The sequence below is a fragment of the Streptomyces sp. NPDC002868 genome (assembly GCF_055563295.1).
Window position 1 is genome coordinate 342,343 of the sequence record NZ_JBVHDR010000002.1, and the last position, 17,477, is coordinate 359,819.

General features: G+C 70.3%; 19 protein-coding genes. 8 read left to right on the top strand and 11 right to left on the bottom strand.

Translation table 11 applies throughout. From position 1 onward, the window contains the following. Positions 1-82: 82 nt before the first annotated feature. Positions 83-940, top strand: coding sequence for an alpha/beta fold hydrolase (locus tag ACZ3H8_RS07415; RefSeq protein WP_467398606.1), 858 nt, complete (start codon positions 83-85; stop codon positions 938-940). 20 nt (positions 941-960) lie between these two features. Here ACZ3H8_RS07415 and ACZ3H8_RS07420 read toward each other — a convergent pair whose 3' ends face one another. After that, on the bottom strand, positions 961-1,875 hold the full coding sequence (locus ACZ3H8_RS07420) for an NYN domain-containing protein (RefSeq protein WP_398983750.1): 915 nt from the start codon (positions 1,873-1,875) through the stop codon (positions 961-963). Positions 1,876-2,048: 173 nt separating this feature from the next. On the opposite strand from ACZ3H8_RS07420, the gene ACZ3H8_RS07425 reads away from it, so the two are divergent. Beyond that, positions 2,049-2,201, top strand: coding sequence for a hypothetical protein (locus tag ACZ3H8_RS07425; RefSeq protein WP_467398610.1), 153 nt, complete (start codon positions 2,049-2,051; stop codon positions 2,199-2,201). Positions 2,202-2,284: 83 nt separating this feature from the next. Here ACZ3H8_RS07425 and ACZ3H8_RS07430 read toward each other — a convergent pair whose 3' ends face one another. From ACZ3H8_RS07430 to ACZ3H8_RS07445, 4 genes are all read right to left on the bottom strand, one after another. Then, positions 2,285-2,890, bottom strand: coding sequence for a MarC family protein (locus tag ACZ3H8_RS07430; RefSeq protein ID WP_467398612.1), 606 nt, complete (start codon positions 2,888-2,890; stop codon positions 2,285-2,287). Positions 2,891-2,936: 46 nt separating this feature from the next. Next, positions 2,937-3,800, bottom strand: a complete 864-nt coding sequence (locus ACZ3H8_RS07435) for a PHP domain-containing protein (RefSeq protein WP_467398615.1) — start codon at positions 3,798-3,800, stop codon at positions 2,937-2,939. 115 nt (positions 3,801-3,915) lie between these two features. Continuing rightward, the gene (locus ACZ3H8_RS07440) at positions 3,916-4,554 is read right to left on the bottom strand and encodes a DUF6758 family protein (protein WP_467398617.1); all 639 of its coding nucleotides are present in this window, start codon (positions 4,552-4,554) and stop codon (positions 3,916-3,918) included. A 236-nt stretch (positions 4,555-4,790) separates the two neighbouring features. Continuing rightward, complete coding sequence (locus tag ACZ3H8_RS07445) at positions 4,791-5,387, bottom strand: suppressor of fused domain protein (RefSeq protein ID WP_467398620.1); 597 nt, start codon at positions 5,385-5,387, stop codon at positions 4,791-4,793. Positions 5,388-5,831: 444 nt separating this feature from the next. Between ACZ3H8_RS07445 and ACZ3H8_RS07450 the strand changes: the two genes are divergently transcribed. Together ACZ3H8_RS07450 and ACZ3H8_RS07455 are read left to right on the top strand one after the other, a co-directional pair. Continuing rightward, positions 5,832-6,947: a magnesium and cobalt transport protein CorA gene (locus ACZ3H8_RS07450; RefSeq protein ID WP_467398622.1), complete on the top strand. Its 1,116-nt coding sequence runs from the start codon at positions 5,832-5,834 to the stop codon at positions 6,945-6,947. Positions 6,948-6,975: 28 nt separating this feature from the next. Next, positions 6,976-7,488: a hypothetical protein gene (locus ACZ3H8_RS07455; RefSeq protein ID WP_467398625.1), complete on the top strand. Its 513-nt coding sequence runs from the start codon at positions 6,976-6,978 to the stop codon at positions 7,486-7,488. 117 nt (positions 7,489-7,605) lie between these two features. Here the strand turns inward: ACZ3H8_RS07455 and ACZ3H8_RS07460 are convergent, their stop codons facing one another. Continuing rightward, positions 7,606-8,373 (bottom strand): hypothetical protein, encoded by a 768-nt coding sequence (locus tag ACZ3H8_RS07460; RefSeq protein WP_467398627.1) that lies wholly within the window; start codon positions 8,371-8,373, stop codon positions 7,606-7,608. A 185-nt stretch (positions 8,374-8,558) separates the two neighbouring features. Here ACZ3H8_RS07460 and ACZ3H8_RS07465 point away from each other — a divergent pair, with 185 nt between their 5' ends. From ACZ3H8_RS07465 to ACZ3H8_RS07475, 3 genes are read left to right on the top strand one after another with little or no spacing between them, the layout of a single operon-like run. Next, entirely contained in the window at positions 8,559-9,836 is a 1,278-nt protein-coding gene (locus tag ACZ3H8_RS07465; RefSeq protein WP_467398630.1) for a magnesium transporter MgtE N-terminal domain-containing protein, read from the top strand. Between the two features lie 46 nt (positions 9,837-9,882). Continuing rightward, positions 9,883-10,422, top strand: a complete 540-nt coding sequence (locus ACZ3H8_RS07470; RefSeq protein ID WP_467399930.1) for a DUF1003 domain-containing protein — start codon at positions 9,883-9,885, stop codon at positions 10,420-10,422. A gap of 44 nt (positions 10,423-10,466) precedes the next feature. Further along, positions 10,467-11,600, top strand: coding sequence for an Mrp/NBP35 family ATP-binding protein (locus ACZ3H8_RS07475; protein ID WP_467398632.1), 1,134 nt, complete (start codon positions 10,467-10,469; stop codon positions 11,598-11,600). A 103-nt stretch (positions 11,601-11,703) separates the two neighbouring features. Here ACZ3H8_RS07475 and ACZ3H8_RS07480 read toward each other — a convergent pair whose 3' ends face one another. The 5 genes from ACZ3H8_RS07480 to sigE all read right to left on the bottom strand — a co-directional run bounded on the left by ACZ3H8_RS07480 (position 11,704) and on the right by sigE (position 16,650). Then, positions 11,704-12,399, bottom strand: a complete 696-nt coding sequence (locus tag ACZ3H8_RS07480; RefSeq protein WP_467398635.1) for a hypothetical protein — start codon at positions 12,397-12,399, stop codon at positions 11,704-11,706. Between the two features lie 121 nt (positions 12,400-12,520). Further along, on the bottom strand, positions 12,521-12,967 hold the full coding sequence (locus tag ACZ3H8_RS07485; RefSeq protein ID WP_307661295.1) for a sec-independent translocase: 447 nt from the start codon (positions 12,965-12,967) through the stop codon (positions 12,521-12,523). Between the two features lie 138 nt (positions 12,968-13,105). Next, entirely contained in the window at positions 13,106-14,836 is a 1,731-nt protein-coding gene (locus ACZ3H8_RS07490; RefSeq protein ID WP_467398637.1) for a S1C family serine protease, read from the bottom strand. Between the two features lie 93 nt (positions 14,837-14,929). Continuing rightward, on the bottom strand, positions 14,930-15,886 hold the full coding sequence (locus ACZ3H8_RS07495) for an anti-sigma factor family protein (protein WP_467398639.1): 957 nt from the start codon (positions 15,884-15,886) through the stop codon (positions 14,930-14,932). After that, positions 15,883-16,650 (bottom strand): RNA polymerase sigma factor SigE, encoded by a 768-nt coding sequence (gene sigE / locus ACZ3H8_RS07500; RefSeq protein WP_307661298.1) that lies wholly within the window; start codon positions 16,648-16,650, stop codon positions 15,883-15,885. Before sigE ends, ACZ3H8_RS07495 begins: the two co-directional genes overlap by 4 nt. A gap of 107 nt (positions 16,651-16,757) precedes the next feature. Here sigE and ACZ3H8_RS07505 point away from each other — a divergent pair, with 107 nt between their 5' ends. Beyond that, complete coding sequence (locus ACZ3H8_RS07505) at positions 16,758-17,459, top strand: O-methyltransferase (RefSeq protein ID WP_467399934.1); 702 nt, start codon at positions 16,758-16,760, stop codon at positions 17,457-17,459. Positions 17,460-17,477 lie beyond the last annotated feature (18 nt).

Here is a 17,477-nt window from a genome sequence, read left to right on the forward strand (position 1 = left end):
CCCGGACCCCCGTACGCCCTTCGGGCGTTGGCCTCGCGGGGTCCCGGTCAGGGGAAATCCCCGTCCCCGTTAGCCTCGTCGCATGAGTCGCCCGCCCACCTTCACCCCGCCCCCCTCCGCCCGCTCCCGCGACCTCCACACCCCCCGCGGCACCTTCGCCGTGCTCGATGCGCAGCCCGACCCCGGCCGCCGCGCCGGCAACCGCACCGCCCTCCTCCTTCCCGGGTACACCGGGAGCAAGGAGGACTTCATCGCCCTGCTGCAGCCCCTCGCCGAGGCCGGCTACCGCGCCGTCGCCGTCGACGGGCGCGGGCAGTACGAGACCGCCGGGCCGGACGACCAACAGGCCTACGCCCAGGAGGAGTTGGCCCGCGACGTGCTCGCGCAGGCCGAGGCGATCGGCGGGCCCGTGCACCTCCTCGGGCACTCCCTCGGCGGGCAGATCGCCCGCGCCGCCGTCCTCATCGACCCCGCCCCCTTCCGCACGCTCACCCTCGTGTCCTCCGGGCCCGCCCAGATCTCGCCCGCCCAGCGGCAGAAGGTCAAGCTGCTCAGCGACGCGCTCGCGGTCATGACGATGGACCAGGTCTGGGATGCCATGAGGGCGCTCGACCCGCCCGAGGACGCCGACACCGGCCCCGGCAACGGCGAGGACCTCCGTCGCCGCTGGCTGCGCCACAACCCCGCCCAGCTGATCGCCACCGGCCGCCAGTTGACCGTGGAGCCGGACCGGGTCGACGAACTCGCCGCCGTACAACCGCTGCCCAAGCATGTGGTGTCCGGCGAGCGGGACGACACCTGGCCGGTGCCGCTGCTCGACGCGATGGCGCAGCGGCTGGACGCCCACCGGACCGTGATCGCCGGCGCCGAGCACTCACCGAACACCGACCGCCCCAGCGAGACCGCCGCAGCCGTTGCCGCGTTCTGGGATCAACACTGAACGAGCCAGTACCGGGCGCGTCAGTACTGGGCCTGCAGGTGCTGCCAGAACCCGTCCCGCAGCGCCCGCCTCAGCACCGCATGCCCCCGCAGCGACCGCTGCAGCACCCTCTCCGCCTCGATCAGCAGGTCCTGGTCCACCGGGCCCGGCAGATACGGATGGCCCGGCAGCAACTCCCCCATCGCCTCCCGCCCCCGCTCCCCCAGCCACGTCGCCGCGATCTGCGCCCCCACGAAACGCACTTCGTCCCGCGACGGCGGCGGTGCGCCCTCGTTCTCGTACGTCGTGACCGGGCGGCGCGTGATGTAGGGGCGGCAGAAGTCCAGGTCGAACGTCCGCTGGCTGTCGACCTCCCACAGCAGCGGCTCCGCCTGATTGCGCCCTTCAGCCGCCTCGATGCCCCACAGATGGACCCGCGCGCCGTACCCCTGCGCCGCCTCGACCGCCGAGACCAGGTCCTCGTCGCCGCCCACCAGCGCCGCGTCGCTGATCGCCCGGTGCCGGGCCAGCGACTCCAGGTCCGTACGGATGAGTGAGTCCACGCCCTTTTGCTGGTTGTTCGCGTTGAGGTTGCCCAGGCGCACCTTGACGTCCGGCAGCTCGGCGATGGACTGCTGCTCGGGGGTGTGGATACGGCGCCGGGCGCCGTCGTACCAGTACACCCGCAGCAGCCTGCTGTCCGCGAAGATCGTGCGGGCCTTGTCGATGAAGGCCTCGATCAGCCCCTCCGCGTCCAGGTCGAAGGAGCGCCGGTCCTCGGTGCCCGCGACAAGCAACCCGGCCGCAGCATAGACGTAACCCGCGTCGACGAAGATGGCGTGGGTGGAAGGCGTCTTGGCGACCTCGGCGAGCATGCGATGGAGCAGCTCGTTGGTGCGCTCCAGGCGGGCGCCGATCTCATTGATCTCTGCGTCGTCCATACGGTGCTCATTCATACGGTGCTCATTCTCCGTGGTCACGCCACAGCCTGCCAGTAGTTAGGCATCCAAAAAATTTCCTTAGCGTAGGGAATGTTTGCAGGGTGCATCCCGTTGAACACACACAGAACACGACGGATATCCGTCGCCATCAGTTCTCCAGCAGGAGGATCAGACGAAGGGATGAAGCCATGCGCTTCGAGATCATGCGACTGGACGACGTCGACGGCATCGCCGTGGACAGCACCGTCGTAGACGCCGCCTCCGTCAACCGGATCGTGCAGCAGGCCGCCTCGACAGGCCAGCGCATCTATATCCGACCGGCCGAATCCATGGCTTCGTAACGCTTGACGACGTAGTGATGTGACGCACTGCGCCCCCGTACGGACGATCCGTACGGGGGCGCAGTGCGTTCGGCACGTCGGCCTCAGGCCGCCTGGATGACCTGGGTCACGCCGTTGATGATCTGCTGCACGGCGATCGCGGAGAGCATCATGCCCGCGAGCCGGGTCACCAGCACCACACCGCCGTCCTTGATCAGCCGGATGATCAGCAGCGAGTAGCGCATCGTCAGCCAGAGCACGACGTGCATCGCGACGATCGCCGCCCAGACCGAGATCTGCTGGGCCGCGCCGTCCGCGTGCTGCACGGCCAGAATCACCGAGACGATCGCGCCGGGCCCGGCGAGCAGCGGCATGCCGAGCGGTACGAGCGCGACATTGACGTCCTTCGTCTGCTGGGGCTCGTCCGTCTTGCCGGTCAGCAGGTCGAGCGCGATGAGCAGCAGAAGCAGACCTCCCGCGATCATCAGCGCCGGTACGGAGACATGCAGGTAGTCCAGGATCTGCTGGCCCAGGATGCCGAAGACGGTGATCACGCCGAAGGCGACGGCCACCGCCTGCCAGGCCATCCGGCGCTGCACCTTGGCGGGCCGCCCTGAGGTCAGGGCGAGGAAGATCGGGGTGATCCCGGGGGGATCCATGATCACAAAAAGGGTGAGGAAGAGGGAGCCGAAAACGGCTGCGTCAAACACAGTGAGGGCCTAGCGGGAAGAGGGGTCGAACAGAGGAGGGCGAGGGTCAGGCGCGGCGTCCGCCCGTGCCCGGCACCGGGAAAGCGCCGGTCGCGCGCCGCGTGATCTCGCCGTAGATCTCCGGGTCGGTGGTGTATTCGCCGAGCCGGCAGGTCTTGCGGCTGCCGTGGTAGTCGCTCGATCCGGTGGTCAGCAGCCCGAGGTCGGCGGCGAGGCCGCGCAGATGGGCCCGGGTCGCCTCGTCGTGGTCCATATGGTCGACCTCGATGCCGTCGAGGCCGTACGCGGCGAGGTCGGCTATCGCGGCCTCGGGCACCGTGTTGCCGCGCTTGACGGCGAGCGGGTGCGCGAAGACGGTGACCCCGCCTGCGGCCTTGACCAGGCGGATCGCCTTGAAGGGGTCGAGCTCGTGCTTGGTGATGTGCGCACGGCCGCCGTCGGCGATCCACTGAGGCGTGAAGGCGTCCGAGACGGTCGGCACGACGCCGAGCTCGACGAGCGCGGTCGCGATGTGCGGTCGGCCGACCGAGCCCTCACCGGCGATACGGGCGACCTGGGCCCACTCGATCGGGACGCCCAGTTCCTGGAGCTTGGCCACCATCGCCTGGGCGCGCGGCACCCGGTCGTCCCGTACGAGCTCACGCTCGCGCAGCAGCTCCGGCTCGTCCGCGTCGAAGAGATACGCCAGCAGATGCAGGCTCACTCCGTCGATACGGCAGGAGAGCTCGGCGCCGGTGACCAGGGTCACGCCCTCGGGGAGCGCGGCGATCGCCTCGGCGTGACCGCGGGTGGTGTCGTGGTCGGTCAGCGCTACGACGTCCAGTCCGGCCGCGGCGGCGCCCAGCACCAGCTCGGCGGGGGTGTCCGTACCGTCCGAAGCCGTGGAGTGGGTGTGCAGATCGATGCGCACGACGCGTAACTCCAGGGACGGCAGACGGACAAGGGGACGGTCCAGTGTATCGGGGATTCGAACAGCCCCGCTTCAGCCCCGCTTCAGCCCCGCTTCAGCTCCGCTTCAGCCCGGTTCAGGACAGCAGGCGGGGCGACAGCGCCCCGCAGGGCAACAGTTCCACCTCCGCGCCCGCGTCGCGCAGATCCGTCAGCACCAGCTCGTCGTACATCAACAACCCTGACTGCTCCGGCCAGACGATCGCCCACAGCCACAGCCCGCGCGCCTCGCCCGCGAAGACCGCACGGTCGGCGGGGGCGTCGCTGACATGCCACAGCGGGGTGGGGCGTCCCGCGGCGAGCACCTTGGTCTGCGGCGGCTTGTCGACGCAGATGTGCGGGCCGGGGTCGGGTCCGTCCATCCCCGCGTAACGCGCACCGAGGCCGACGCCCAGCTCCTCGGCGATCAGCAGCAGTTCGCCCATGCCGCCGAGCGGGCCGGGCCCCGAGCAGGCAACTGCGGTCGCGCGGCCGCCACTTCGGTCGTCCCCTGCATAGGCGACACCGGTGAAGAGCCAGCCGACGGGCAGCGGCCAGGGCATCCAGACAGGGACTTTCGCGCGGTGCACGACCACACCGAGGGCCTCGACGCTGGGCGGGATCACCGGCTGCAGCGGGTGCACCGCACCGTGCACATCGCACTGCCAGGAGTCGGCAAAGAGACCGGGCGCCCTGACCCGACCACCGCACTTCGGGCAACTGGGTTCGCCCCTCATAGCGTCCAACGGTCCTCCCCGGCCGTCGTCGCGTCAAGGACGATCACCCGTCCGGCGCGTACCCTCGCCAGGCAAGACTAGATGCAGCTTGCAAGCATTAGCTTGTCCAGCCTATTGCTTGCATATCGCACCCATTCGGCGGAGAAGCGGCCGGTGACCGACGTGGGCAGCGCCGGCGCTCCGGCCCGTCCACGCGATCGAGGACGGTGTGACGGTCTTCACCAACTGACCTGAAATCAGTCCAGAGTTACGGACCTGCGCAGCGGATCGCGCAGATCCGTGCCGTGCGTCAGCCACCGCTCCTGGAGCTCCTGCGCGCCGTGCACACGCTTCCAGGCCGCCTCGTTCGACGTCATCGGCAGCAGCGGAAGGAAGCGCACCGGATCCATCGGCCCGTCCAGCTCCAGGTCCTCGACAAGCCCGCCCGGCTCGGCGACAAGCACCGAGCTGAACGACGCGTCCGGCCACAGCGGACCGCCGACGTCCAGCGAGGCGCCTGGCGCCACCACCACGCCCTCGACCTGCGGGGACGCGGCCAGCACGGCGAGCGGACGCAGCACCTTGTCGGTGTCGGCGAGCCCGGCCCGTACGGAGAGAACCAGCTCCGCGCGCGGCCCCTTCACCGGGTCGGCGAGGGCCGCGGTGGGGTCCGTCATCGGGTGGGCGGACATGCCGAGAGTGGCGTACCGCACGATGTCCCCGTCGCCGCCCCGGTCAAGAAACCGGAGCACCTCGATACGGTCCGTACCGAGGAAGGTCACCGCGGCGCGCGCGTCCGGTTCGCCAAGTGCCGTACGCAGCCGGGCCTCGACCAGAGCAAGAACGTCTTCCATGTCGCGAGCATAAATGGCGTATGGAACGGGCAAACGAAGGGATTGGCCCTCAGTCGGCTGATAGTCTTGGCCGCTGGTCGGGACGGGCACGCAGGTGGGGGTACCCCCAGGCGGAGCTCTGGGGGAGTTGCTCTCAAGTCCCGACGACACGTCATCCCCCACGGGGGACCGGCTGGAGGAGGTGGGGCTGCGGTGGATCGAAGTCGACCGGTCAGTACCAACCGCTCTTCCGCACGGCACCTTTCCTCTGTGATCTGAGGCCTTCCCGCACGGGGCCCATGGCATTTCGCACGACGGAAGAGCACTTCGTTTTTGCCTGTCTGTAGCGAACGCCGTCACCGCGATCCCCGCGGTGCCGCCCGCTTTGCGGACGTACGCATCACGTCCCCATTCCGGGCTGTGCCACGCCAGTCGTACGACGGCCTCTCCGTGAAGGAGCCTGCCATGTCGATGATCCGTGACCTGCGTGAAGCGGTCCGTCCGTCCCTGCGCAAGAGCAACGCCCCCTACAGCACGTACGACGCCACCCGCGACCCGTCCGCCTCCAGCGCGGTCGTCGACTGCGCGGTCTACCGCGACGGCAAGCGGATGGAGAGCGCGACCTGCCAGACGCCGCACGAGGCGATGCTGCGGGTGCGCGAGGGCGGCGGCTTCGCGTGGATCGGGCTGCACGAGCCGACGGAGGCCGAATTCGCCGGTATCGCGGCGGAGTTCGGGCTGCACCCGCTGGCCGTCGAGGACGCGGTCCACGCCCATCAGCGGCCCAAGCTGGAGCGGTACGACGACACGCTCTTCACGGTCTTCAAGACGATCCACTACGTCGAGCACGCCGAGCTCACCGCGACGAGCGAGGTCGTCGAGACCGGCGAGGTGATGTGCTTCACCGGCCGGGACTTCGTCATCACGGTGCGGCACGGCGGCAAGGGCTCGCTGCGGGCTCTGCGGCACGGGCTGCAGAAGGACGTCGAGCTGCTCGCCAAGGGGCCTTCGGCCGTGCTGCACGCCATCGCCGACCATGTCGTCGACGGGTACATCGCGGTGGCGGCGGCCGTGCAGGACGACATCGACGAGGTCGAGATCGATGTCTTCTCCGCGCCCGCGAAGGGCAGCCCGCGCGGCAGCGACGCGGGGCGGATCTACCAGCTCAAGCGTGAGGTGCTGGAGTTCAAGCGGGCCGTGTCGCCGCTGCTGCGGCCGATGCAGCTGCTGAGCGAGCGGCCGATGCGGCTGGTCGACCCGGACATCCAGAAGTACTTCCGCGATGTCGCCGACCACCTCGCCCGGGTGCAGGAACAGGTCATCGGCTTCGACGAGCTGCTGAACTCGATCCTCCAGGCCAATCTGGCGCAGGCGACGGTCGCGCAGAACGAGGACATGCGCAAGATCACGTCCTGGGCGGCGATCATCGCCGTGCCGACGGCGGTCTGCGGGGTGTACGGCATGAACTTCGACCACATGCCGGAGCTGCACTGGAAGTACGGCTACCCCATGGTGCTCACCGGCATCATCGGCATCTGCCTCGCGATCCACCGCACCCTCAAGCGCAACGGCTGGCTGTAGCCCTGGGGGCTGTCGTTAAGCTGCGGGCATGACAGACATGCTGCTCGGCCAGGCCCTCATCGAGGAGGCCACCAAGAAGTCCGGCCTCATCTGGGTGCGCGGCGAGGGCCACGCGAGGGCGCTGTGGCACGTGTGGCACGAGGGCGCGGCACACATCGTCGGCGACGGCCCCGGCGAGCAGCCACTGCCGCAGCTGGTGAACGGTGGTACGGCGGAGATCACCGTACGCAGCAAGGACAAGGGCGGCCGGCTGATCGTCTGGACGGCGGCGGTGAGCGAGCTGGAGCCGCACTCCGAGGCGTGGGAGTCGGCCGTCGCGGAACTGAAGGGCAAGCGCCTGAACGCGCCGGACGCGGAGCAGATGACGGAGCGATGGGCACGGGAGTGCCGGGTGCTGCGGCTGGAGCCGAAGGACGCGATCACGGAGCAGCCGGAGGGCTCGGGGGCGGCCGTGCCGCTGCCGACGACGGCGACGACGCGACGTCCGGTGCCGGCGGCTTTGCCGAGGCTGCTGCTGAAGCGCAAGAAGCGGCGTGGCTAGCCCCGGCCGGGGCTTTGTCCTCGATCGCCGGACGGGCTTGATTTTCAAGCCTGTTGGGAATCCCCCGGACGAAGATCGGGTGAGGACCGGGGTCCGGGGCGGAGCCCCGGGGAACAGTTAGTCGCTGGTCTTCGGCAGCTGGCGGCCGTAGTCGACCGTTTCGTCCTTCGCCGGCGCCGCCAGCGCGAAGTCCTTGTCCCAGTCCCCCAGCGTCAGCACCCCCGCGCCGCCCGCCCTCGCGAACTGGAGCGGGTACGGCTTGCCCTCCAGCGAGACGTCGAGCGTGCCGCCCGCGCCCTCGCCCGCCATGACCTTGATCGTGCGGACGCCGCCCACCTGCGTGCGGTTGCCCTTGCTCAGCTCGCCCTGCATACCGAGCAGCCCCTCCAGCAGCACATCCATGTCCGTGAAGCCACGGAACTGGTTGTACGCCGGGTCCCCCTCCGGCACCTTCACGTACTTGTCGTCGAGCTTGCCCGCCGCCTCCGCGTCCGTCTTGCTCGGCTTCTCGTCGCCCTTACCTCCCGCGCCGCTCCAGAAACCGGCGTCGGCCTTCAGATAGAGCGCCTTCCCGACCCGCAGCAGCTCGAAGGTGTTGTCCTTCGAGGTGACGGAACCGGTGCCACCGTCCTGCTTGAGCCGCATGTTCAGCTTGTACGTGCCGCGCTTGCTGACCAGCGTCCCTGAGAGGCGTACCGACACCGCCGCGTCCGCCGCCGCGCGTGCCTTCGTCTCGATCTCGGCAGCCGAGAGCCTGCCGACGCCATTGGTCCCCGCGTCCGGATCCTCGCTGCCGCATGCCGTGAGCGCCACGGTCAGCCCGGCACACAGCGCCAGGGGGAGCGCGGCCCGGCGGGCTCGGGAAGCCGGAGGGAGGGGAGTCACAAGCGCACTGCCTCTCGTCTGCGTGTCGTGGGTGGCAGACCGCAGCGTACCTGTGCGGAGGGCACGGATCCGCAGAGAGCCGTACGGACGCCAGCCAGGGCGGCCCAGAAGGGTACGGGCTAGCCTGAAGCCGTCAAACACTGGTATTTCCCGGCAGATGTCCCGGTGAAGAGGAGGCGCGGAGCATGCCCGCAGGCGCCCCCCGGATCTTTGTCTCCCACCTCGCCGGCGTGCCCGTCTTCGACCCCCAGGGAGACCAGGTGGGACGCGTCCGCGACCTGGTCGCGATGTTGCGCGTCGGCCGCCGCCCGCCGCGGCTGCTGGGCATGGTCGTCGAGGTGCTCAGCCGCCGCCGGATCTTTCTGCCCATGACGCGGGTGACCGGCGTGGAGTCGGGTCAGGTCATCACCACCGGAGTGCTCAACATGCGGCGCTTCGAACAGCGCCCCACCGAGCGGCTGGTGCTCGGCGAACTGCTCGACCGGCGGGTACGGCTCGTGGACACCGGCGAGGAGGTCACCGTGCTCGACGTCTCGATCCAGCAGCTGCCGGCCCGCCGCGACTGGGAGATCGACAAGGTCTTCGTACGCAAGGGCAAGCCCGGGGCGCTGCGCCGCAAGGGCGCGACGCTGACCGTCGAGTGGTCCGCGGTCACCGGCTTCTCGCTGGAGGAGCACGGACAGGGCGCCGAGAGCCTGCTGGCGACCTTCGAGCAGTTGCGCCCCGCCGACCTCGCCAATGTGCTGCACCACCTCTCCCCCAAGCGGCGCGCCGAGGTCGCCGCGGCTCTCGACGACGACCGGCTCGCGGACGTAATGGAGGAGCTGCCCGACGACGACCAGGTGGAGATCCTCGGCAAGCTCAAGGAGGAGCGGGCGGCGGACGTCCTGGAGGCGATGGACCCGGACGACGCTGCCGACCTGCTCTCCGAGCTGCCCGAGGAGGAGAAGGAGCGGTTGCTGGCGCTGATGCGGCCGGACGACGCCGCGGATGTGCGCCGACTGCTGTCGTACGAGGAGCGGACGGCGGGCGGTCTGATGACCACCGAGCCAATCGTGCTGCGGCCGGACGCGACGGTCGCGGACGCGCTGGCGCGCGTACGCCAGCAGGACCTCTCCCCCGCGCTCGCCGCGCAGGTGTACGTGTGCCGGCCGCCGGACGAGACGCCGACCGGCAAGTACCTGGGCACGGTGCACTTCCAGCGGCTGCTGCGGGACCCGCCGTTCACGCTGGTCAGCTCGATCGTGGACACCGATCTGCCGCCGCTCTCGCCGAACACCCCGCTGTCGGCGGTCACCAGCTATCTCGCGGCGTACAACATGGTCGCGGCGCCGGTCGTGGACGAGATCGGTTCGCTGCTGGGCGCGGTGACCGTCGACGACGTACTCGACCATCTGCTGCCGGAGGACTGGCGGGAGACGGACTTCGAGGAGTCGCTCCGCGAGGAGTCCGCCCATGGGTAGCGGCAGCGAGTACGGGCTGAGCGAACGCGGCGAGCCGAAGGAGCGCATGCCTTCCGGGGCGAGCGCCGCGCCGCGTCACCGGGTCCGGCTCGACCAGCCGCGCGCGCCTCGGCGCAGCTTGCTGCCGGAGTACGACCCCGAGGCCTTCGGCCGGTTCTCGGAGCGGATCGCCCGCTTCATCGGAACCGGACGGTTCCTCGTCTGGATGACGTTGATCATCATCCTGTGGGTCGTCTGGAACATCTTCGCGCCCAGGGATCTGCGCTTCGACGAGTACCCGTTCATTTTTCTGACGCTGATGCTGTCGCTCCAGGCCTCGTACGCCGCCCCGCTGATCCTGCTGGCACAGAACCGGCAGGCGGACCGGGACCGGGTCACGCAGGAGCAGGAACGCAAGCAGAACGAGCGCTCCATCGCGGACACGGAGTATCTGACCCGGGAGATCGCGGCGCTGCGGATGGGTCTCGGCGAGGTCGCCACCCGGGACTGGATCCGCTCCGAGTTCCAGGATCTGATGAAGGAGATGGACGACCGGCATCTATTCCCGCAAGACACCTCCCGCGGGAGTGATGAAGGCGACCGCTGACCGCCCTTTCCGGGGGTGGGCGTCAGCGCCGTACCATCGTCCGTATGGCTACGGAAGACGCGGTGCTTGAAGCACTGGCGACGGTGAACGACCCCGAGATCCACAAACCGATTACCGAACTCGGCATGGTCAAATCGGTCGGGATCGGGGCGGACGGTGCGGTCGCCGTCACGGTGTATCTCACCGTCTCCGGCTGCCCGATGCGCGAGACGATCACGAAGAACGTGACCGACGCGGTCGCGCGCGTCGAGGGCGTCACACGCGTCGACGTCACGCTGGACGTGATGAGCGACGAGCAGCGCAAGAACCTCGCGAGCTCCCTGCGCGGCGGGACCGCCGAGCGCGAGGTGCCTTTCGCCAAGCCCGGTTCTCTGACCCGCGTCTACGCGGTCGCCTCCGGCAAGGGCGGCGTCGGCAAGTCCTCCGTCACCGTGAACCTGGCGGCGGCGATGGCGGCCGACGGGCTGAAGGTCGGCGTCGTCGACGCCGATATCTACGGGCACAGCGTGCCGCGGATGCTGGGCGTGGACGGCCGTCCCACCCAGGTCGAGAACATGATCATGCCGCCGTCCGCGCACGGCGTGAGCGTGATCTCCATCGGCATGTTCACCCCGGGCAACGCCCCGGTGGTGTGGCGCGGGCCGATGCTGCACCGCGCGCTCCAGCAGTTCCTCGCGGACGTGTACTGGGGCGACCTGGACGTGCTGCTGCTCGATCTGCCGCCGGGCACCGGCGACATCGCGATCTCGGTGGCGCAGTTGGTGCCGAACGCCGAGATCCTGGTGGTCACCACCCCGCAGCAGGCCGCGGCCGAGGTCGCCGAGCGGGCCGGCTCCATCGCCGTACAGACGCACCAGAAGATCGTCGGCGTCGTCGAGAACATGTCGGGTCTGCCGTGCCCGCACTGCGACGAGATGGTCGACGTCTTCGGCTCGGGCGGGGGCCAGCGGGTCGCCGAGGGGCTGACGAAGACGACCGGCGCGAACGTGCCGGTGCTGGGCTCCATCCCGATCGACGTACGGCTGCGCGAAGGCGGCGACGAGGGCAAGCCGGTCGTCCTGACCGACCCGGACTCACCGGCGGGCGCGGCGCTGCGGGACATCGCGGGCAAGCTGGGGGGCCGTCAGCGCGGCCTGTCGGGCATGTCGCTGGGAATCACCCCGCGCAACAAGTTCTAGGCGGCTTGCCACCGATCGCCGGACGGGCTGGTAATCAAGACCGCCCGGCGATTGAGGACGAACCGGCTGCCGGACGGCGCCGGCAACCATCACGGTCACCGCACTAGCCCACGTACGCGCCGAGATCCTGGACCGCCGAGAAGCCCAGCCCGTACGCGCTCATCCCACGCCCGTAGGCGCCGATGTGCACCCCGGCCCGGGTCGAGCCCGCCAGCACCCAGCCGAACTCCGACTCGCGGTAGTGGAAGGTCGTCGGCACGCCGTCGACCGGCAGCGAGAGCATCGACCAAGCGGGGCCGGCCAGATCGTCGGCCAGCTCGAACGCGGTCTCGGTCTGCTGGTCCAGCCAGTCGTCGCGCAGCGAGTGGTCCAACTGGGCGGGCCAGGTGTAGGCCAGCAGCCCCGAGCCGGCCAGCCAGGCCGCGGAGGAGACCGTGGTGGCGTCCAGTACGCCCGTGCCGTCGCCGCTGCGCCGCACCGGGCTGGCCACCACGGTGATGACCGCGGCGAAACGCTCCCTCTCGGCGCCGGCGGCCTCCGGCCGTATCGACGGCTCGTCGCCGTGGCCCACCGCACCGTGCTGGACCGTGCCGTCCGCCGCGGTGCCGACCTGCATCAGCCAGCGCGGGCCGGTGAATGCCTCGTCCAGCCCGTACCAGGGGAAGGACGCACGCCGATAGTCGTCGACCGCGCGCTGGGCCGCTGTCCCCACAGGTGCCGCCGCGAGCGGGGGCTCCCCGTCGGGCGCATCGGGATCGCCGACCGTGTCTTGCGCTTCTAGCCGACTTGTCGTCTCCATCTACCCGGCCGCCTCCTCTTGTGTCCGAGGCCCGGAGCGGACCCGCCCCCCTCGGGCGTCCTCGCTACCGGACAGATGGAGAGAATAGCCACCCTGTCCCGGCTCGCAGGGATTGAGGTGCTCAGGTGGCGTCTGCGTCGAAGGGCGGGCGCTCGTCCTGAACGGGCTTTTCGCGCTTCTTGAGCAGGTCGGGGGTGCCCGGCGAGCCGTTGACGGCGGCGGGGACCGACGTGTCGGATTCCTTGCCGTTCACCGCGTCGGCGACCTCGTTGATCTCCTTCTTGAGGTCGAAGCTGCTGCGGAGGTCCTTGAGCTCCTTCAGGTCCTCGTTCTCGTTCAGCTGCTTGCGGATGAACGTCTTGGGGTTGAGGTCCTCGAAATCGAAGTCCTTGAACTCCGGGCCCAGTTCGCTGCGGATGTCGTGCTTCGCGCTCTCGGAGAACTCGCGGATCTTCCGGATGAAGCGGCTGGCGTCCTGGATGACTTTCGGCAGCTTGTCGGGGCCGAAGATGAGCACGGCGAGCACCACGAGCGCCACCAGCTCCAGTGCGCCTATGTCATTGAACACCCTGCTGCTCCTCGTGTTCTCTGCGGCCCGCAGGTCGGATGGGGTCCGGGCCCGATCCACGGTACCCGCCGGAACTGTCCGCACGGTACCTTCCGACGGCCGGTGCCGGGACCGGCCTCGTCGGCGTTCCGCTGTCCGTCATGTGCCGTCCGCGGAGCCGAGCGTGAGCGTCATCGTCCGTTCATTGCCGCCGCGGACCAGGGTGAGCTCCAGCCGGTCGCCCGGGCGGTGCGAGCGGATCTTGACGATCAGCTCCTCGCCGCTGTGCACCCGCTGGCCGTCGACCTTGGTGATGATGTCGCCCGGCTTGATCCCCGCCTTGGCGCCAGGGCCGCCCGAAGCGACGGAAGGGCTGCCGTCCTTGCCCTTCTCGCCGACACGCGCGCCGTCGCCGGTGTACTTCATGTCCAGGCTGACGCCGATCACCGGGTGGGTGGCCTTGCCGGTGTTGATCAGCTCTTCGGCGACGCGCTTGCCCTGGTTGATGGGGATCGCGAAGCCGAGTCCGATGGAGCCGGCCTGGCCGCCCTCGGGGCCCGCGCCGCTGTCCGCTGCGCGGATCGCGCTGTTGATGCCGATGACCCGGGCCTTGGTGTCCACCAGCGGACCGCCCGAATTGCCGGGGTTTATCGGGGCGTCGGTCTGCAGCGCGTCGACATAGCTGACATCGCTGCCGTCGCCCTTCTCGCCACCCGCGGTGATGGGGCGCTCCTTGGCGCTGATGATGCCGGAGGTCACGGTGTTCTGGAGGTCGAAGGGTGCGCCGATGGCGACGACCGGGTCGCCGACCTGGACGCTGTCGGAGTTCCCCAGGGGCAGCGGCTTGAGGCCCGAGACGCCGGACACCTTGACGACGGCGAGGTCGTAGCCGCTGTCCTTGCCGACGAGCGTCGCCTTGGCGGTCTCGCCGCCGCTGAAGGTGACGGAGATGTCGCCGGCCGAGCCCGCCGGGTCGACGACATGGTTGTTGGTCAGGATGTGGCCCCGCTGGTCGAGCACGAAGCCGGTGCCGGTGCCCTGTTCGCCCCCGCCGCTGACATGCAGCGTGACGACGCTCGGCAGCGCGCTTGCGGCGATGCCCGCGACGCTGTCGGGCGGGCGGTTGCCGTTGTCCTTGGATGCCTGCGGGAGTTCGACCTGGGTGATGCCGCCGTTGCGTTCGACGTACGCGCCGATGCCACCGCCGATGACGCCTGCGACGAGCGCCAGCAGGACCGCCCCGACCAGCAGCGATCCGCGCCCGCGCTTCTTCCTGGTGGGCTCACCGGGATGGGTCAGCGGCTGACCTGGCGCGCTCCAGGGGTCGTACTGCAGCCAATGGGAGGTCGGGGGCTGCGGCAGCTGGGTGTGGGGCTGGTGGGCATGCGGCTGGGGCGCCTGGGGCTGCGGCGCCTGGGGCACCGGCGCATGGGGCACCGGCGCATGGGGCACCGGCGCATGGGGCACCGGCGCATGGGGCTGGGGCGGCGGGGCGTACCCGCCGCCGGTTCGCGGTGCGGTGCCCGGCGCGGTGCCGTTCGGCGTCGCGGAGTACTGCGGCGGTACGGGAGTGCCCTGCGCCGGGGTCGGCATCGGCCGCTGTACGGGAGGTGCGGGCGCCCACGGCCCAGGTCCGCCGTACGGCGGGGTGCTGTACTCGTCGGCCTCGTGCAGCGGCTGCGGCCTGCCCGGCGCCGGCGTGGGCGGCAGCTCGGCCGTCACCTCGGTGTCCGCGGCCACCGCGGCGTCCTCAGGCACCGGAACCGGAACCGGCACACCCTCCGACACCGGCTCCTGCGCCTCCGGCTCGGGCTCGGGCTGGGTCGCACGTCCCGCGCTGGGCCGGCTCCACCACTTCGCCTTCGGTCCGGTGGGCTTCCCGTCGTCCATGCTCTCCCCGCAAACTGCCGGCCACTGCGCACCCCCGCGGGGCACCCCTCCGAAGATTCAACCAGGTTTGCGAATCTCCGCGCAGAGTCCTGCTCAGCGCCGGGACGACAGGGGCAGAGCGGACTGGGTCGGGGCAGCGAGATGCGTGGGGACAGGTGTGGCGCTCGGGGTGAGCCCGGGGGCGGTGGCGAGCTGGAATGCCGAGCCCGTCGGACGTATCAGCGGCGGGGAGTACGAAGCGTCGGTCAGCATCGGGGCCGAGAACGGGGGGTTCAACGGCGCCGGGGCCAGCAGGCTGGGCGCCCCTGCGACGACGGGGCGGTTGTCCGACCTGACCAGGCCGTTGCCCCCGGTGCGACGGCGCTCGGTCTCGGTGCTCCTGAGGTTGCCCGCCCCGGTGTTCGCGCCGGTGGCGCCCGCGGTCGGGGTCGCGGCCCGCAGCGGCGTGACGTTGCGACCCGCGCCCTCGCCCCTGGGTCCGGCCTGGACCGAGGCGTCGAGCGGCAGTGCCCCGCCGAGGGCGATCGCCGCGAACGACACGGCGCTGGCCGCCGCGAAGGCGAACCTCCGCCCGCGCCAGGGCGAACGCTCCGCTTCCGTACGCCCCACGTCATGAATTCGGAAGCCGCTGCCGGAACCGCCGGGAAGGACGGTCGCGTGGGCGCCCGCGGGAACGTATCCGAACGTCTGCGTACGGGAGTCGCCGGAGTCCCGGCCCCGTCCCGACGAGGGGCTCAGCGCTCCGAACACCCCGTCGCCACCGAGCCGCCCCCCGTCAAAAGGTCCACCCCGGCCGTCGTCGTCGCCTCCGGGCCCTGCGGGCAGCCCCTGGAGCCGCGCGAGCAGCCCTTCGGAGGGCGGCGGCGGCGCGGTGTGGGCGAAGACGTTCTTCAGGCGGCGCTGGGCGTCCGCCTCGGCCTTGCACTTGGGACAGGTCGCCAGATGAGCCAGCACCCGGTCCCGGACGTCGTGTTTGAGCTCGCCGTCGACAAGCGCGGCGAGCCGGTCCCCCAGATGCTGCTCCGCAGGGGTGGGGCTTGAGCCACTCACGCCGGTCCGACCTCCCCTGCCAGGCCGACCACACCCGCCAGCGAGCGCTGCTCGGCACGTGCCTCGGGGGAACGGTGCTGCAGAGCCTTGCGCAGATGGGACCGGCCGCGGTGGATCCGGCTGCGGACCGTGCCGAGCTTGACGCCCAGGGTCGCGGCGATCTCCTCGTACGAAAGCCCCTCGATGTCACAGAGCACCACGGCGGCGCGGAACTCCGGCGCGAGGGTGTCCAGCGCCTGCTGCACATCGGCGTCGAAGTGGGTGTCGTTGAAGACCTGCTGCGGGGACGGCTCGCGGCTGGGCAGCCGCTCGGCGGCGTCGTCGGCGAGCGCGTCGAAACGGATCCGCTGCTTGCGGCGGACCATGTCCAGGAAGAGGTTCGTGGTGATGCGGTGCAGCCAGCCCTCGAAGGTGCCCGGCGTGTACGTCGACAACGAGCGGAAGACCCTCACGAAGACCTCCTGGGTGAGGTCCTCGGCGTCGTGCTGGTTGCCCGTCAGCCGGTAGGCGAGGCGGTAGACCCGGCCGCTGTGCGTGCTGACGATTTCCTCCCAGGTGGGAGGCGTCCACGCCTGCGATTCCGCATCCGATGCGAAGGTCGCGGTAGCTGCGGAGTCAGTGGAGCGGGAACGGTCAGCAATGTCGGTCACGGATCTCGGCTCACCCGCCGACCTGAGGAAGCGCCTCAGCACTCCTCTCCGATCCGCAGGTGCAGCCGCACCTCCCCTGTCGGCTCTGGTGGTGTCCAGCGGAGCCCCTACCATAGCCACCTCGCCCGTTAGCTCCGGATAAGAATCTTTACGCGAATTTGGGTCCTGCTTCTGGTCCTGATCCATGCGCTTCCCCCTGTCCCTTCATAACGCCTGGTCCCATCCGCGGGTTCCCGGGCGCAGCGGATACAGTCAGCGTCGCGCCACTACGGGGACAGGAGAGGGTCATTACCGCCAACCGGCAGACGAGCTGGGCGTTCGCCGACGCCTTTGTCGCCGAGGACGACGCGCTGCGCTGGGCCCGTGACCGGGCCCGGGAGTCAGGGCTCCCCTCGGTGTCGCCAGGCACCGGCGCCGCGCTGCGACTGCTGGCTGCCACCGCCGACGCGAAAGCGGTGGCCGAGATCGGTACGGGGACGGGTGTCTCCGGGATCTATCTGCTGCACGGGATGCGGCCCGACGGCGTACTGACCACGGTGGACCCGGAGCCGGACCGCCAGCAGTTCGCCAAGGAGGCCTTCCGCGCGGCGGGCTTCGCCGGGAACCGGGCGCGCTTCATCCCCGGCCGCGCGCTCGACGTACTTCCGCGGCTGGCGGACGGCGGTTACGACCTCGTCTTCTGCGACGGCGACCGGACGGAGTCGCTGGACTATCTCGCTGAATCGTTGCGCCTGCTGCGACCTGGCGGTCTTGTCTGCTTCGAGGGCGTATTCGCGGACGGCCGCACGGTCGACTCGGCGGCCCAGCCGGCGGAGGTGCTGCGTCTGCGGGAGCTGCTGCGCGCGGTACGGGAGAGCCAGGAGCTGCTGCCGTCGCTGCTGCCGGTGGGCGACGGCCTGCTCTGCGCGGTCCGCCGCGGCTGAGCCCGTATCCGCCCCCGC

Coding starts and splice junctions, on each gene's coding strand:
- ACZ3H8_RS07415 (WP_467398606.1), top strand. CDS start 83: ATGAGTCGCCCGCCCACCTTCACCCCGCCCCCCTCCGCCCGCTCCCGC.
- ACZ3H8_RS07420 (WP_398983750.1), bottom strand. CDS start 1,875: ATGAATGAGCACCGTATGGACGACGCAGAGATCAATGAGATCGGCGCC.
- ACZ3H8_RS07425 (WP_467398610.1), top strand. CDS start 2,049: ATGCGCTTCGAGATCATGCGACTGGACGACGTCGACGGCATCGCCGTG.
- ACZ3H8_RS07440 (WP_467398617.1), bottom strand. CDS start 4,554: ATGAGGGGCGAACCCAGTTGCCCGAAGTGCGGTGGTCGGGTCAGGGCG.
- ACZ3H8_RS07445 (WP_467398620.1), bottom strand. CDS start 5,387: ATGGAAGACGTTCTTGCTCTGGTCGAGGCCCGGCTGCGTACGGCACTT.
- ACZ3H8_RS07450 (WP_467398622.1), top strand. CDS start 5,832: ATGTCGATGATCCGTGACCTGCGTGAAGCGGTCCGTCCGTCCCTGCGC.
- ACZ3H8_RS07455 (WP_467398625.1), top strand. CDS start 6,976: ATGACAGACATGCTGCTCGGCCAGGCCCTCATCGAGGAGGCCACCAAG.
- ACZ3H8_RS07465 (WP_467398630.1), top strand. CDS start 8,559: ATGCCCGCAGGCGCCCCCCGGATCTTTGTCTCCCACCTCGCCGGCGTG.
- ACZ3H8_RS07470 (WP_467399930.1), top strand. CDS start 9,883: ATGCCTTCCGGGGCGAGCGCCGCGCCGCGTCACCGGGTCCGGCTCGAC.
- ACZ3H8_RS07475 (WP_467398632.1), top strand. CDS start 10,467: ATGGCTACGGAAGACGCGGTGCTTGAAGCACTGGCGACGGTGAACGAC.
- ACZ3H8_RS07480 (WP_467398635.1), bottom strand. CDS start 12,399: ATGGAGACGACAAGTCGGCTAGAAGCGCAAGACACGGTCGGCGATCCC.
- ACZ3H8_RS07490 (WP_467398637.1), bottom strand. CDS start 14,836: ATGGACGACGGGAAGCCCACCGGACCGAAGGCGAAGTGGTGGAGCCGG.
- sigE (WP_307661298.1), bottom strand. CDS start 16,650: ATGGTAGGGGCTCCGCTGGACACCACCAGAGCCGACAGGGGAGGTGCG.